The organism is Paenibacillus wynnii, from assembly GCF_030812855.1.
Taxonomy (GTDB): Bacteria; Bacillota; Bacilli; order Paenibacillales; family Paenibacillaceae; genus Paenibacillus_AQ; species Paenibacillus_AQ wynnii_A.
In genome coordinates, this window is the sequence record NZ_JAUSTK010000002.1 from 38,754 (window position 1) to 53,595 (window position 14,842).

General features: G+C 42.4%; 10 protein-coding genes. 8 read left to right on the forward strand and 2 right to left on the reverse strand.

Going from position 1 to position 14,842, the window contains the following annotated elements; genetic code table 11:
• Nucleotides 1-24 precede the first annotated feature (24 nt).
• Nucleotides 25-207, forward strand: coding sequence for a hypothetical protein (locus J2T20_RS02205; RefSeq protein WP_307585159.1), 183 nt, complete (start codon nt 25-27; stop codon nt 205-207).
• Between the two features lie 939 nt (nt 208-1,146).
• Here J2T20_RS02205 and J2T20_RS02210 read toward each other — a convergent pair.
• On the reverse strand, nt 1,147-1,962 hold the full coding sequence (locus tag J2T20_RS02210) for a LuxR C-terminal-related transcriptional regulator (protein ID WP_307585161.1): 816 nt from the start codon (nt 1,960-1,962) through the stop codon (nt 1,147-1,149).
• 238 nt (nt 1,963-2,200) lie between these two features.
• Between J2T20_RS02210 and J2T20_RS02215 the strand changes: the two genes are divergently transcribed.
• The 7 genes from J2T20_RS02215 to J2T20_RS02245 all read left to right on the forward strand — a co-directional run bounded on the left by J2T20_RS02215 (nt 2,201) and on the right by J2T20_RS02245 (nt 11,124).
• On the forward strand, nt 2,201-3,379 hold the full coding sequence (locus J2T20_RS02215) for a copper amine oxidase N-terminal domain-containing protein (RefSeq protein ID WP_307585163.1): 1,179 nt from the start codon (nt 2,201-2,203) through the stop codon (nt 3,377-3,379).
• 30 nt (nt 3,380-3,409) lie between these two features.
• Nucleotides 3,410-3,577 (forward strand): hypothetical protein, encoded by a 168-nt coding sequence (locus J2T20_RS02220; RefSeq protein ID WP_307585165.1) that lies wholly within the window; start codon nt 3,410-3,412, stop codon nt 3,575-3,577.
• A gap of 230 nt (nt 3,578-3,807) precedes the next feature.
• A complete protein-coding gene (locus J2T20_RS02225; RefSeq protein ID WP_307585166.1) occupies nt 3,808-5,598 on the forward strand; it encodes a sensor histidine kinase in 1,791 nt (596 codons plus the stop codon).
• Nucleotides 5,591-7,144 (forward strand): response regulator transcription factor, encoded by a 1,554-nt coding sequence (locus tag J2T20_RS02230; protein ID WP_307585168.1) that lies wholly within the window; start codon nt 5,591-5,593, stop codon nt 7,142-7,144. Before J2T20_RS02225 ends, J2T20_RS02230 begins: the two co-directional genes overlap by 8 nt.
• Before the next feature lie 295 nt (nt 7,145-7,439).
• A complete protein-coding gene (locus J2T20_RS02235; RefSeq protein WP_307585170.1) occupies nt 7,440-8,396 on the forward strand; it encodes an ABC transporter permease in 957 nt (318 codons plus the stop codon).
• A gap of 11 nt (nt 8,397-8,407) precedes the next feature.
• Entirely contained in the window at nt 8,408-9,310 is a 903-nt protein-coding gene (locus J2T20_RS02240) for a carbohydrate ABC transporter permease (RefSeq protein ID WP_307585172.1), read from the forward strand.
• Nucleotides 9,311-9,384: 74 nt separating this feature from the next.
• Nucleotides 9,385-11,124 carry an ABC transporter substrate-binding protein gene (locus tag J2T20_RS02245; protein ID WP_307585174.1) on the forward strand — a complete coding sequence of 580 codons (1,740 nt, stop codon included), beginning with the start codon at nt 9,385-9,387 and terminating at the stop codon, nt 11,122-11,124.
• A 559-nt stretch (nt 11,125-11,683) separates the two neighbouring features.
• Here J2T20_RS02245 and J2T20_RS02250 read toward each other — a convergent pair.
• Complete coding sequence (locus tag J2T20_RS02250; RefSeq protein WP_307585176.1) at nt 11,684-14,704, reverse strand: efflux RND transporter permease subunit; 3,021 nt, start codon at nt 14,702-14,704, stop codon at nt 11,684-11,686.
• Nucleotides 14,705-14,842 lie beyond the last annotated feature (138 nt).

Sequence of the window (14,842 nt, forward strand, 5' to 3'; positions counted from 1 at the left end):
ACCTTTTCGGGGAGAGATGAAACTATGATAAAAAAAGACGATTTGGATAAGCTGGCAGCTAAATTAGGTCCGATGCTTATTTTACCTATTCTGTTCCTAATGCTTAAAGGCATTACCTATCTTATTATCGGCGCTACTAATCTCGTAGAACATTCTTATCAACTGGGTTATAGCGTAGGATCTATAATAGAAAAAATTCTCAGCTAGTATATCAGAACCGAAAGGAGTATCAATATGATGATTCGGCTCCGAAATTTGACTTTATTTCTAGGCATTCTTATGGCTTTGATTTCTTTAATACTATTTGGTGCTAACTTCGCATTCTTCATTATATTGACTTACTCCGTCTTGCTTTCTGTGGGGTACAAATTTATAAAAACAAATGTGGATATCATTCCTTTGCTTACTATCACCATCTCATTTCTGTTATACAACATAATTTACATCATATTAAAAAAAGCAGACGTTATAGATTTGTAATGCTGCCCTCATTACTAGGTTTTCTAATCAAAGGATTTGTTAAACAATATCAAAAGAACACTTGTATAAGATGAACTTAAGATATTAAGTTAAGACTCAGGAGTCACTACCGTGAAAATTTGAATAAGCTTCACCTTCTGGGCTTATAGAGTGCCCCTTTACCTTTTCCTTTCGGTGCAGGGGAGGGTCTCCCGAGTTCACTGCCCCCTCGTTCCAACCATACCATTCCCCTTACACCAGAGGATTCATTGCCGCACCAAGTTCTCTGCAACTTTCTTGGCCTTCGTCCAAAAGCACGGGATTTGGCTTCCTTTTCTTTCCTCTTGCGAGGCGCATTAATGTCGCGGCAGGAATCACTTGATGTTACGGCCTGGTTGGTTGCTCGCCCCGTCTCTGACCGGTACCTTTGTCGATTCGCTTTTACACCTATGCGGACTCCAGATCCCTTATTGTCTATAAATTGCTCGATAAGTAAGTTATGCGGACACAGATGCCGTTATTTATGAATACGTGGCTATTTATAGCCGAATTCTTGTAATTAAACCTCCTGAGTCCGCATAGATAAGAAATTCAGGTAATTGCAGCAAATAGCGTCTGCTGTGTCCGTTAAGCTTAACAATAATTAAAAATGACCCCAAAGCTACAGCTTTGGGGTCATTTTATGTGCTATTGAACAAGTTTTTTAGCAAACTGGCGCCTCTCATTCACATTCATCTTGGTATAAATACTCTTCACCACATTTCGAACCGTTCCTTCACTAATGCCTAGCATACTGGAGATGTGCAATGCGCTTTTTTCCTGTATCCACAAATGAGCTACATCCTTCTCTCTAGCAGTAAGCTTATATTCGTGAAAACTGACTTCCAATCGAGATTGCTGTATCTCCGAATTTCTATTCATCCATTTCTGAGTTACATTCTCCGCGATCTGCTTGATAAAAGGAATGGCGAACTCAATTTGTTGGCCTCTGTTGAAAGAAATATCTACGTAACCCCTTACAATTCCGTCCAGCTGCAATGGGGCACACACACAATTCCAGTCTTTAAAGGTAGAATCCGAATGTTCCTCACCTCTTACGACTCCAATACAGTTCATTTCCATAGCCAGCGACACCGCATTTAGACCGGAATACAGCTTAGACAAACTTACTCCTGCACCCAGTCCAGCCTTATTCATGTCCTCTTGCATATCCAACGAAGAGCATACCAAATCAAGAATGTTCCCATTCTCATCCGTTAAAAAAACAACAAATGAAAGTGAAATATATTCACAAATTTTAACCATCTCTTGGCGGATAGACAAAATCATGGCCTTTTGATAGATGGACTTTATATCATCCTCCGGTAAAGTTGGCGTATGTAAAGGACTAGAATCGTAAATCCCTTTGTTGTTAGCTTCATAAGGTTGAAAGGAGCACCTCTGCTCTTCTTTCAGATCGTCCGGTGAACACCACGTTCTTGTCTTTTTTAAGGTAATGAACAAAATAAGTGAGCCCCCTGATAATCAATTGTCCATTTATGTGAAACATTTCACTTTCTCTCTTCATAATATAACATTCCTGTACTGATCTTTTCAATAAAGCCAGGATTAAACAAGAATCAAGCACAATATTTCTTAATTGTAAATACCTACCACTGTATCTGTAAACCCTTTTCTTTTTGAAATATGATTAAAAAGGTGCATACCCCTATCTATAATACCCAAAGGAGATTAGCCAACAATGAAATTAATACCCAGTCTTTTAGCCTCCCTCTTATTATCGAGCATGATCGGTTTGCCTGCATTTGCTTCCGAAAAACCGATTTCGGTTCAGTTAGATCAGAAGAAGTTGAACAGCAGTTCAGCACCTGTTAATGATCATGGAACAATCCTTCTGCCCTTGCGGACCATTTTTGAAAGCCTTGGGTTAACCATCGAGTGGGATGTAAAAACAGGCTCGATTACAGGCACAAAAGAAGGCCTCGTTATCAAACTTAAGGTTGGCAGCAAGCAAGCCACAGTAAACGGTAATCTTAAGTTGCTGACTTCCGCTCCAAAGGTGATTAACAATGTAACTTATGTACCCTTGCGGTTTGTGGGCGAAGCAACGGGCAGCAGCGTTAAGTGGGATGCCAAAAACAGTACTGTTGTGATCGAATCCAAGCAACAAGCGGGTGATCCTAAGGAAATTGCAGCTTTCTTCGAGAAATATGTAGAATACTATAATAAAGAGAGCTTTGACGAATTAATGGGCCTTATTGATCCTAAATCTCCGCTTGCTCAGGTGGGCCCTGAGTTAAAAAGCCAGATGGATACTTATGATTCTACATTGTCGGTAGACCAGTTAGATATCATTGATTTGAAATCGAATGAAGCGGCTGTTCATACGATTGAAACCACACATATGATCAAGGGTCCCTTCAAGCTGGATGACCAGTCAGAGTATGTATATGGACTTACTAGAACGGGTAATGATAAAGAGTGGACAATCAGCAGTATTCAAATCAAAGGGAGAAGATATATTGTTCCTGATGAAATGTTAAAAGCTACGGTCACCGTTCCGAAAGCTGAGGAAGATGCTATATTGGCTGTTTTCCAAGCCCAAATTAAAAGTGTCAATGAGGAAAATTTAAATGATTTGTTAGCAACCCTTGATAGTACTTCGCCTCTATTTGAGCAAGCCAAAAAAGCCTATAGCGAAATTTTCAGTACGTATGATTTGTTATCTGCTATTGAATCTACCAAAATCATAAACTATAACGAGAATGAAGCGGCAGTCTATTCGGTTCAAACCGCAAAAAAAATAAAAGGTCCTGATTTTCAGGATAACCGCACCGTGGGAGTTACGATGATGAAAAAAACAAAAGAAGGTAAATGGGTCCAAGGAGAGAGCTATATCATTAAGGTCGAATTGCTTTAAAAGTAACTATTTTATTTTTAGGAGCGGCTTATGAATTATAATTATATTAAAAAATACTTCGACAATCTAAATTCATTAGTGAAGGATAAGCCATTAGTAGGACTAGTAATTATGATTGCAGCTGCTGCCTCCTTTGCACTTCTGATTTATATGGCGGGGAAAGATATCGGAGAATTGTTATATTCGATACAAAACTAATGGTTTCAGGGCTCCCCATAGGTGAGCATATCCTCATTGAGAGTTGACACCAGAGTCTGTTAGCAGACCTGGGCGTCAGCTCTTTTTTTATGATTTAATAGAAAAAACATAAATAAAGACAATAAGTACATAATTGGCAGCATTTAATGGGGCTCTTATTTAGGATATAATATCTGAAAGCGCTCTCAATGTTAATTCCTCTATCCCATTTCGTTAAGGGTGGTCGTGCCGTGTATACCAAGATAATTGAATTGATTAATGATCTTAAGCTCAGCACCAAGCTTTTTTTATCTTTTGGTTGCGTGGTGTTTATCCCGGTATTAATCGTCGGCGTATTTTTGACGAGTGAGCTGCGGCAGGTCGTGCTTAATAATGCTTTGGAGCAAATCTCGGTAAACGTAGACCGGGTAAAGAAAAGAACGGGAGAAATGCTCAATGTGCCCTATGATATCTCCTATCGTATATCCAATGACAAGAGACTGGAAGAAGCCGCGAACCACCCCTATGAGTCTGTGTATGATGTGGTTCAGGCCTACTGGAGGTACCCGGACTTTCGGGAGTATGTTCGATTATACAAAGAAGTGTCAAGTGTCCGCTTGTATATAGACAATCCAACCATGCTAGATAACTGGGAGTTTCTTCAGCCGGATGAGGCATTAAAGGAAGAAAGTTGGTTCAAAACAGCGCTCGCCCATAACGGATTAATCTCCTGGAACTATATCAAGGATAGCCGGAATCAACAGTATTATTTGAGTCTGATTCGTAAAATTGATTTCCTTAATGAAAGAACAAGCGGTGTTCTTGTGATCAATGTTAATACAGAGATGCTGAATTCGATTCTGAAGCAAGAGCTGTTCGAGACTATGATAGTGGATGAGAATAACTATATCATCGCCTCTAATCGTAACGACCGACTGGGTAAAACACTTCGTGATATCCATTTCGAACAGGCTTCATTTTCAAATGAACAAGGTACCTATGATGTGACGGTAGATGGCAAGAAATCTAAAATGCTGATTGATGACTGGAATCCCGGATCGAGCTTAAACAACCTGAGGATCATCTCCGTTTTTTCCGTGGACAGTATCGTTAAGGATGCCAATAGAATCATCAGGGTTGCCGTTTCCGTCATTATTTCGGCTCTGATCATGGCTGTCCTGCTTATCTATCATTTCTCGCGGCTGCTAACTGGACGAATGCTTCGGTTAAGCAAACATATCACGAAGGTGGCCTCGGGGAACCTGGATGCGACCCTTCGAATTGACGGTAGAGATGAGATCGGCCAGCTCGCCAGGCAGTTTAACCATATGGTACGGAATATTAGTGATTTAATGACAGAAGTCCAGGAATCCAATCGCCAGAAAAGTGAGCTTGAGCTAAGACAGAATGAAATTAAATTCAAGATGATGGCCAGCCAGATCAATCCCCATTTTCTGTTCAATGCCCTGGAGTCTATACGAATGAGGGCCCACTTGAGAGGGCAGGCCGAGATTGCCCAGGTTGTACGTTTACTAGGAAAGTTGATGCGCAAAAACCTGGAGATCGGCAACGGGAAAATCGAGCTGCAAAGTGAATTGGAGACGGTTCGCTGCTATTTGTTCATTCAAAAGTTTCGTTATGATGACCGACTAACCTATGAGCTTAATATAGATCCGAAGGCTAATACTGTCATGATCCCTCCCTTGATTATTCAGCCTCTTGTCGAAAACTCTGTCATTCATGGTCTGGAGAATCGGATTCCCGGAGGGATTATTCGGGTAGATGTTCAAGTCGAGGAAGATCATGTGAAGATACAGGTTACTGATAACGGAGAGGGTATGTCAGAAGACAGTATTGCTGAGCTCTACAGAATGCTTGAGAATAGGAATGATGAAGGGAATCAGCATATCGGACTTAAAAATATCCATTCTCGGCTTCAGTTAACTTATGGCCCTGACTTTGGACTTACCATAGTAAGTAAAATTGGATTCGGAACGCAAATAAGTTTTGTGATTCCCTTAAGGAGTGAGTCATTTGTATAGTGTACTGATTGTAGATGATGAGTTGGCTATCCGTCAGGGACTTGCAACCTTGATTGATTGGAACTTATATGGCTTCCAGGTTGTTGATACAGCAGCGAATGCTATTGAAGCCAAGCAGAAATATGAACAATACTCTCCCGACTTAATGATCGTTGATATCCGGATGCCCGGTAAAAACGGTCTGGAATTGATTGAAGAACTGCGTGCTGAGGGTTCGGACATTCACATTATTATTTTAAGCGGATATGCAGATTTCAGTTATGCCAAACGAGCGCTGACCTTGGGTACTGACGGCTATTTATTAAAGCCTGTTGACGAGGATGAACTGCAGGTATATCTGGTTAAGCTGGCTGAAGATCTGGAGGAAAGGATGAGCTCCCGTCAAAAAAATGCCGAAGTTCTGGAATGGAGCAAGGAACGGTTAATCCATTCCGCACTAATGGACATGAATCAGCAGGATCAGTCTGACTTGGAGCAGGAGGTCATAGAAGCCGGTCTGCATTGGAAGTCCTATGAAGTTGTATTGATTCGATTAACCCCTCCTGAGCTCATTGATAATGGGCACACTACAGCCATTAAAGAACGACTCAGCAAACAATTAGAAGAAACTAACAGCGGGTTTATCTTTTCAATAGATTCATATATGGGAGTATTGACCAAACCAACGTATCAGATGGAGTTAGCCCGAAAAACACTGTATCAAAATGTGGAGGAAGCTGTTCATGTGCATGGACTTCAATTTATTATAGCTGCAGGTGATCGGGTAGACAGCTTCGATAAGCTATCTACTTCCTATAATACCGCCCTGATGAGGATTAAAGATCATTTCTTCTATGACGAATCCCAAATCATCGGCCCGGAATCCAAGAACCTAAAGAGTCTATATCCAAAAATATTCAATGATATGGAGACCGCTCTGGATTCAATTTCGGATCGAATTTATCTGGCCTTGGATATCGGAAATACGGATTTACTGGATTCACTTATTCAGGAAACAGGGCAAATCATGGTTTCCGCTGAATTTTCTGAAATGGCAATTCGAACACGCTTTTCAAGGATTGTTGCTTATGTATTAACTAAGTTGTCTAATCAATATCCGAAGTTAGAGATGAACCAGTCCATTCTGGGGGAGCAGATGCAGCGATTCTATGAGCACACTTCCCTTCCTGTATTACAGAGATATGTAACTCAAATCCTTCATTATTATGGAAAAGGCATTATCCATGACGACATGGAACAGCTGATTCAGAAAATGACAGACTTGATTCACAGAAATTATTTTGAGAATCTAAAGCTTGAGGTTTTGGCGGACGTGTTCAATTACAACAGCGCTTATTTAGGAAAGCTGTTCAAAAGCATTACAGGGGATTCCTTCAATACCTATTTGGATAAAGTACGGATGAACAAAGCCAAAGAAAAGCTTGATATGGGGGTTAAGATCCACCAAGCTGCTATGGAAGTAGGTTTTTGTGATGTAGATTATTTCCGCGAAAAGTTTAAAAAATATGAGGGAATATCTCCTTCGGTGTATCGAAAAAATAAATAAGCTTCCAAGAAGAAACGGCTTTGCCGTCCTTAATGGGAGCCTATGCTTCCGAAGCAGCGATACTCCGTATCGCTTTCAGGTACCCGTTTCTCTTAGAAATATAAGAAAAGTATACTGAAAACTTATACTTACTTATATTTTGAAAAAGTGCACCTTAAGGCGGTGCATTTTTTTAGTTATTTTCTGAAAGCGCTTACGCAAATGGCGTATTTTACCCTGTTTTTTAGAGAAAATCCTCGGGTGTTATCACAAATCAATTTATTTTATGATTGTTTTATATAGGAGGCGAGAAGTAATGAAAGCGATTACTAACAAGGTTCCGCTAGAACCTAAAGTAAAGAAAGCCCAATTTTGGACGATCTTCACGCAGCAGAAGTACCTCTATATGATGGCGCTTCCATTCGTAGCTTGGGCCTTTGTTTTTAGTTATTTGCCTTTGTGGGGCTGGACCATGGCTTTTCAGAAATACCAACCGGGTAAATCGTTTTTTGACCAAAAATGGGTAGGCTTGAAATACTTCAAAGAACTTTTCCAGGATGATCAATTCTACAATGCCCTCCGCAATACGTTAGGCATGAGCTTAATGGGTCTGCTTGCCGGATTTGTTGTCCCCATTGTATTCGCTATTCTTCTGAATGAGGTCAGACTGCAGTTCCTGAAACGTTTTGTACAAACTGTCTCTTACCTGCCTCACTTTGTATCATGGGTGGTTGCAGCCGGTATTATCACCAAGATGTTGTCTACGGATAATGGTGCCGTCAATGATTTGTTAATGGGACTTCATCTCATTAGTGAGCCTATACAATTCATGGCAAAGGGGCATTTATTCTGGGGTATTGTTACGGCCTCAGATGTCTGGAAGGAAACCGGATGGAATACCATCATTTACTTAGCTGCTATATCTGGGATTGGTCCCGAACTGTATGAAGCTGCTAAGGTAGACGGTGCAAGCCGCTTGCAGCAGGTGCGTAACGTTACACTGCCGGGCATACGAACCACGATAGTAATTCTATTAATAATATCTATTGGGCATTTGATCAGCATCGGCTTTGAGAAACAGTTCTTGTTAGGCAACAATCTGGTGCGGGATTATTCTCAAACCTTGGATCTATATGCACTTAATTATGGATTAGGCATGGGACGGTTCTCCTATGGTACCGCAATCAATATTTTCAACTCCGTGGTCAGTGTGATTCTACTGTTTGTCGCGAACGGTATTTTCAAGAAAATAACTAAGGAAAGTATCATTTAAGGGGTGTCAGTATGAAAATCAAAAAAATATCCGGCACACCTTGGTCGGACCATATTTTCGATCTTGTTGTCTATTTTGCCATTACCGTAGTGACTATTGCCACTCTGTATCCCTTTCTGAATGTGCTTGCGATCTCATTTAATGATTCCACGGACAGTGTAAAGGGCGGTATTACCATCTTCCCTCGTGTCTTTACTTTTAAGAACTACGAAACCATCTTCGCCTATTCTGGCTTGATGACAGGGCTTAAAATTTCTGTTCTACGTACGATCATCGGTACGCTTCTCGGACTGATAAGTGCTTCCATGCTTGCCTTTACCTTAAGCCGGGTTGAATTTCAGGCTAGAAAATTTGTATCCACCTTTCTTGCACTTACGATGTACGTGTCGGGAGGCCTGATTCCCTTCTATATCTTGATTAAAAACCTGGATATGATCGGAACCTTCGGGGTATATGTTCTCCCCAGTCTGGTTAGTGCCTTCAACGTATTTATTATCCGTTCCTTCATTGACGGCCTTCCTTACGCTCTGCAGGAATCAGCCAAACTGGATGGTGCGAACGACTTTACGATATACTGGCGGATTATTCTACCGCTGACCAAGCCAGCACTAGCCACTATCGCTTTATTCTTGGCTGTAGGGCAATGGAATGCCTGGTTTGATACCTATCTATTCAATGGTTCCAAGGATTATTTAACTACCTTACAATTCGAGCTGATGAAAGTAATCCAAAGCACAACCACCAACGCCGAGAGCTTCCGCGGCAGGAATATGACCCAAGTGATGGCGCAAATTTCTCCAGAGTCCGTAAAAATGGCCATTACGATCGTCGTAACCGTTCCTATCCTGGTAGTGTATCCGTTCCTGCAGCGTTACTTCATCAAAGGCATGACACTTGGAGCAGTAAAGAGCTAATCTAGTATCCGGTATCAGCAGGGTTTCCTGTTTATACAATATAAGCTTGTTAAATAAAGGGAGGGTTTATAATAATGACGAGAAAGAAATCCAAATCGTACGTTCTTCTTCTTCTGTTGACTCTGGTCCTAAGCTTGCTGGCAGGCTGTGGCGGCGGTTCCAACAATGCGGCAAATAATGAAGGGAAGACTAACGACAGTAAGAATGCGGCCACAAACGCGCCGGAAGCAACCACTGAGGCAGAAGATTTGTCTCCGCTTACGCTTTCCTTCTTCGCTGAAGACCCTAATCCGAACTGGAATAATATGAAGGATGAAGTTAGTAAAGTCATAACTGAGAAAACCGGCGTAACACTCAATGCTGAATTTGCTGTCGGTGATCCGGCACAAAAGGTGGCCTTGATCGCAGCGAGCGGCGAGTATCCCGATATCATCTCTGCAAAGGGCGATATTGGTAAACTGGTGGATGCCGGTGCAGTAATTGATCTTACAGACTTAATTGATAAACATGCTCCCAACATTAAAAAAGTGCTTGGGGATAATCTGGCACGAGCCAAATATACCAATGAAGACCCGTCCATTTACGCTATCCCTACTTGGGCAGCCGTAAATGAGCAAAAATTCGTTGCCGGCGGAGGCTTCGAATTGCAGCACCGTGTGGTAAAAGAAGCTGGTTATCCAGAAATCCGCACAGTACAAGACTATGAGAACGTAATCAAAGCCTATCTGGAAAAACATCCTACCGATGAAAACGGAAATAAAAATATCGGTGTTTCCTTGAACGCAGATGACTGGCACATGTATATCTCTGTAACGAACCCGGCCGTTGCAACAACAGGCGGATCTGATGACGGAGAATATTTCGTTAATCAAGAAACACATGAAGCTACGTACCACTTCCGTCGTCCTGAGGAGAAAGAATACTTCCGTTGGTTGAACCATATGAACGATATCGGTTTGCTCGATAAAGAAAGCTTTGTGCAAAAATACGATCAATACAAAGCAAAAGTAGCTACAGGCCGAGTTCTCGGACTTATTGATCAGGATTGGGATTACAATGACGGTCAGCAGGTTCTGAAAACTGCAGGTAAATTTGATCAAACTTATGGTCACTACCCTGTTACCATGTCCAAAGATATTAAGGAAGCAAGCTTCTGGCCAACCGGCTTCATGGGCGGCTACGGAATCGCGATCTCCAGTACCAATCCAGATCCGGTTCGTACGATCAAATTCCTTGATTTCCTTGCTTCGGATGAAGGTCAAATTCTGAGTAACTGGGGCGTTGAAGGTAAACATTACAACGTTGTTGATGGCAAACGTGTTGTCCCTGCTGATGTCCAAGAACGTATTAACACCGATAACACAGCATTCACAAAAGAATCAGGTGTCGGCTTCTACTGGAATATGATGGTGCATTATGGTGATGGCGCTAAAGATGCGACAGGCAATTACTATACTAAGAACTTCCCTGAGCAGCTTGTCGTGGGTTACAGTGATGCTGAAAAAGAAACTCTGGCCGCTTACAACGCTACAATCTGGAAGGATCTCTTCCCGAAAGAAGAAGAATTTAAAGAAAAAGCTTATGGCGCTGCATGGAATATCTCCATTCCTGGTGAAGATGAAGTCTCCATTCTGGGTAACAAAATGAAGGATATTACTTGGAAACGTATTCCTGAGGCTATTCTGGCTAAACCGGCTGATTTCGATAAGATCTGGGATGCTTACATGGCTGATCTGGAAAAAGCAGGCGTAGAAAAAATGGAAAAAGGATATACTAAATATGTGCAAGATCGTGTGAAATTGTGGAGTGAATAATAACAATTAAAGACACCCATCCTCGATCTTTTCGAGGATGGGTGTTCTGTTTTATTAGTTGTGCTATTTCAGGTGGTGACCCTACCGAAAACTCGGAGGTAGTCAGTGTAATAGATGTATTTTATACACTTATTTCTAGCTTTTGGCGCTCGGATGTATGGATAGATGTACTTTGTGCAACTATAAACACGATTATGCCGGTTAAACCCCGGAATACCAAAAAATAAGTGTATAAAGTGCAATTAAACACCCTAAAGTGTGCTATGGGAGAAATATAAGTGTACGTTGTGCAACTATATATATTGAAACCCATGTAGGTAGACGATTTGCTGTATTTGTCGCGGATACCGGGGAGATACTTCTACTCTCATACACAAACTTCTTGACGCTACTGCCGGGTGCAGAAATAGAGGGAGAAAATCCCTCGATTGGGGCGTAACTGATTATGGTGTTGAGCCTAAAAAATACATAAAAAAAGGCGAATTCTCATTCCGAATGGAAAGGAATTCGCCTTTTTTATTTAGGTGCATTTACAGATTCTTTATTTTACGTTGATATCTTATAGAACTTGAGCTGGAGCTTGGGCTGAGGTCTTCTTGATCTCTCTGCGCTCTTTAGCCGATTTACGGAAGTAAAACAGTTCGTAGATGGCAGGGACTACTATTAACGTCAGCGCCGTTGCGGCAGTTAAGCCACCGATAACTACGATCGCCAGACTTTGCGAGACAATACTGCCCTGCTCTGGATCTCCGAACAGTAACGGGAGCATGGCACAAATGGTTGCAATGGCCGTCATCAGAATTGGGCGCATCCGCGTTCCGGCTGCTTCGAGTATAGATTCCCGGATACTCATATGCTCCTCGTTCTGCTTAATCCGATCAATGAGCACAATGGCATTCGTGACAACAATCCCAATTAACATGAGTGCTCCGAACATCGCCGTGAAATCCGGGGTCACACCAGACACGATAAGCCCAATGATCGCTCCGATAGCAGCAAGCGGCAAGGAGAACATAATGGCAAGTGGAGCGCGAAGCGTTTTAAAGGTCAGTACCATAATCAAGTAAACTAATCCAATGGAGATTAGAGCTGTCATCCCTAGGTCGCTGAAATCACCGGATTGATCCACAGAAGCTCCACCCGCAAATAGAGTAACTCCCTCCGGAAGCGTAACACTATCAGCTTCTTTCTTAATGTCTGCACCGATCTTGGATACTTTCTTCGGATCTACTTCAGCAGTGATGCGTACATAGGGTTTCCCGTCTTTGTGATACAGCATTGCAGGTTCATTCCGAACTTCCAGTGTTGCCAATTGAGACAACGGTTGCGGACCCCCTGCGGTCATAATGATAATATTCTTTAGGTCCTGCTGAGTTTTCGGTTGGACAACAGGTTCCAGAACTACTCCAGCTGGAGAACCGTCCAGATCCATCTGTCCAAGCGGAATCGGATTCAGCATCGCACCCAGCTGCATGGAAATCTCTTGTGCGTTGACCTGCGCCGGATCGACCTTGAAGGAGAATACCGGCTTCGTATCTTCCATGTTGCTGCTTATTTTTTGAATCCCGTCTACGGTTTTTACTTTAGCGGCCACTTCTCCCGCAACCTTTGTAATCGCAGTGAGATCATTCCCCACGATATCAATATACTCACTTGTAGAGGTTGAACCCATCAAACTTCCTGCATTTGCCGTCAGCGTTGCTCCTGAATAAGAAGCCCCAGCCTCGCGGACATAGTCAATGAATGCCTGTGCATCCTCGCCTTCTTTCATCATAACTATATAATCTACCTGAGTAAGCGCTGATACATTGCCCCATTTTGCTGAATCAGCACTGTTACCGGATTGCATGATGACCGTTTCTGCTTGCGGCTGCTTCATCAAATCCTGCTCCAACTGCTTGCCCTTTTCCATTACTTCTGTAACTGGGACATCATTTGGATATTTCAATTGAATAGATACATTGCTGGCATCTGAAGCATCCAGTGCGGCTTTTGGCATCGAGATGTAGGCAGCAATGGAGCCCACCAGAAGGATTAGTCCCAGTGACAAGGTTACCCATTTGTGATGCAGATTCCATTCCAAGAATTTTGTAAAACGTTTTGAGGGTGCATGCTCTTTCATAGTAGTACTACGAAGCATCCATGAACTTAACAAAGGCACTACGGTTAAAGCTACCACTAGTGAAGTCAGTAATGAATAGGTTACTGTCAAAGCGAATGGCAGCAGGAAGGCTTGTAATCCTCCGCGAAGAAGTCCCATAGGCAAGAATACAGCAACTGTTGCAATCGTTGAGGTAGTAATCGCTCTTGCTACTTCTTTGGTCGCACTAATAATCATATCGCGCGAGAAGGTCTCTTTCTGCATTCTACGGTAAATATTCTCTATAACCACGATGCTGTCATCAACCAGACGACCCACTGCAACAGCAACGCCTCCAAGGGTGATAATGTTCAGGGTTATACCGGATATGCTAAGTAAATATAACGTCACGGCTAATGACAACGGGATGGATACCGCCGTTACAAGCGTAGCTCTTACATTCCGCAGGAATATCAGGATAACAATTGTTGCGAATAGAGCACCCAACAGAACCTCGCGCATCATACTGTTAACCGAGGTTACCACCATATCTGAGGTGCTGAATATTACGGCTGTCTCTGCATTCTTGACCGTTGTATTAATGGTTTTTACGGTTTCCTTTACCCCATTGCCGACATCCACTGCGTTAGCATTGGCTTCTTTCGTGATAATGGCGAACAACACGTCCTTGCCGTTCGAACGGCTGATACTTTCTTGGTCTTCATTCATTTGAACAGATGCAATATCTTGCAGGGTTACTCCTTGTGAAACAGGCAGTTTTTTTAAGGTATCCAGACTATCGATGCTGGAGACCAGATTGATATTACCTGTCTGGCCGCCGATGGTCTGTTCCCCGATGGAAGCCGATACGTTACGACCCTGAAGCAGACCAAGGACCTGCTGGGTAGCCACACCCTTCGCAGCCATTAACTGCGGATCCAGCTTAACCTTTACCTGAGGAGAAACTTTGCCGTATAACGCGACATTGGATACTCCTTCAATCTTTTGGAACTCTGGGATAATCGTTTCTTCCGCCAGCTTAAGATTATCTTTCGTCAACCCTTCATCGAAAGAAAGTGTAAGCTCTGACACCGGAATCATGGAGGTGTTCAACTGAAGAACAAACGGGTCCATAACACCTTGAGGAAATTGCAGTGAATCTACAGCCTGTTGAACCTCCTGTGCGGCATCCTTCATATTTGTTTTAGGATCAAAATAAATATCTACCTTCGCATAGCCATCTCCGGATGTAGACAGCAGCTCTTTTTTGCCTTTAACAGCAGATGCCACTGCTTCAATCGGTTTTGTTACGTTTGTTTCCATTGAATGTGCATCCTGCCCAGGTCCAAGGACAGTGACGGTAACCTGAGGATTATCCGCCTCCGGCATAAACTCCATTGGCAATGTAGTGTAACTCAAAATTCCCACTACAAGCGCCATAATAACCAAGAGCCCCAACGCGCCCTTGTTATTGAACGACCATTTCGTTAACCATGTCATCTCTTTTTTCCCCTTCCACTCCGTTAAATTTCGATTCATTTGGTATGACTGAAAGTTTATGTATATTTTCACATGCTCCTTGATCTAGTTTAGGCGGTTTCGGATGATCTCAAAACCGTCCGGCGACGGGTTTAGTAC

What these genes read in the sequence shown, in the direction of transcription:
- J2T20_RS02205 (WP_307585159.1), top strand. Translation starts at nt 25, where the DNA reads ATGATAAAAAAAGACGATTTGGATAAGCTGGCAGCTAAATTAGGTCCG.
- J2T20_RS02215 (WP_307585163.1), top strand. Translation starts at nt 2,201, where the DNA reads ATGAAATTAATACCCAGTCTTTTAGCCTCCCTCTTATTATCGAGCATG.
- J2T20_RS02220 (WP_307585165.1), top strand. Translation starts at nt 3,410, where the DNA reads ATGAATTATAATTATATTAAAAAATACTTCGACAATCTAAATTCATTA.
- J2T20_RS02235 (WP_307585170.1), top strand. Translation starts at nt 7,440, where the DNA reads ATGAAAGCGATTACTAACAAGGTTCCGCTAGAACCTAAAGTAAAGAAA.
- J2T20_RS02240 (WP_307585172.1), top strand. Translation starts at nt 8,408, where the DNA reads ATGAAAATCAAAAAAATATCCGGCACACCTTGGTCGGACCATATTTTC.
- J2T20_RS02245 (WP_307585174.1), top strand. Translation starts at nt 9,385, where the DNA reads ATGACGAGAAAGAAATCCAAATCGTACGTTCTTCTTCTTCTGTTGACT.
- J2T20_RS02250 (WP_307585176.1), bottom strand. Translation starts at nt 14,704, where the DNA reads ATGACATGGTTAACGAAATGGTCGTTCAATAACAAGGGCGCGTTGGGG.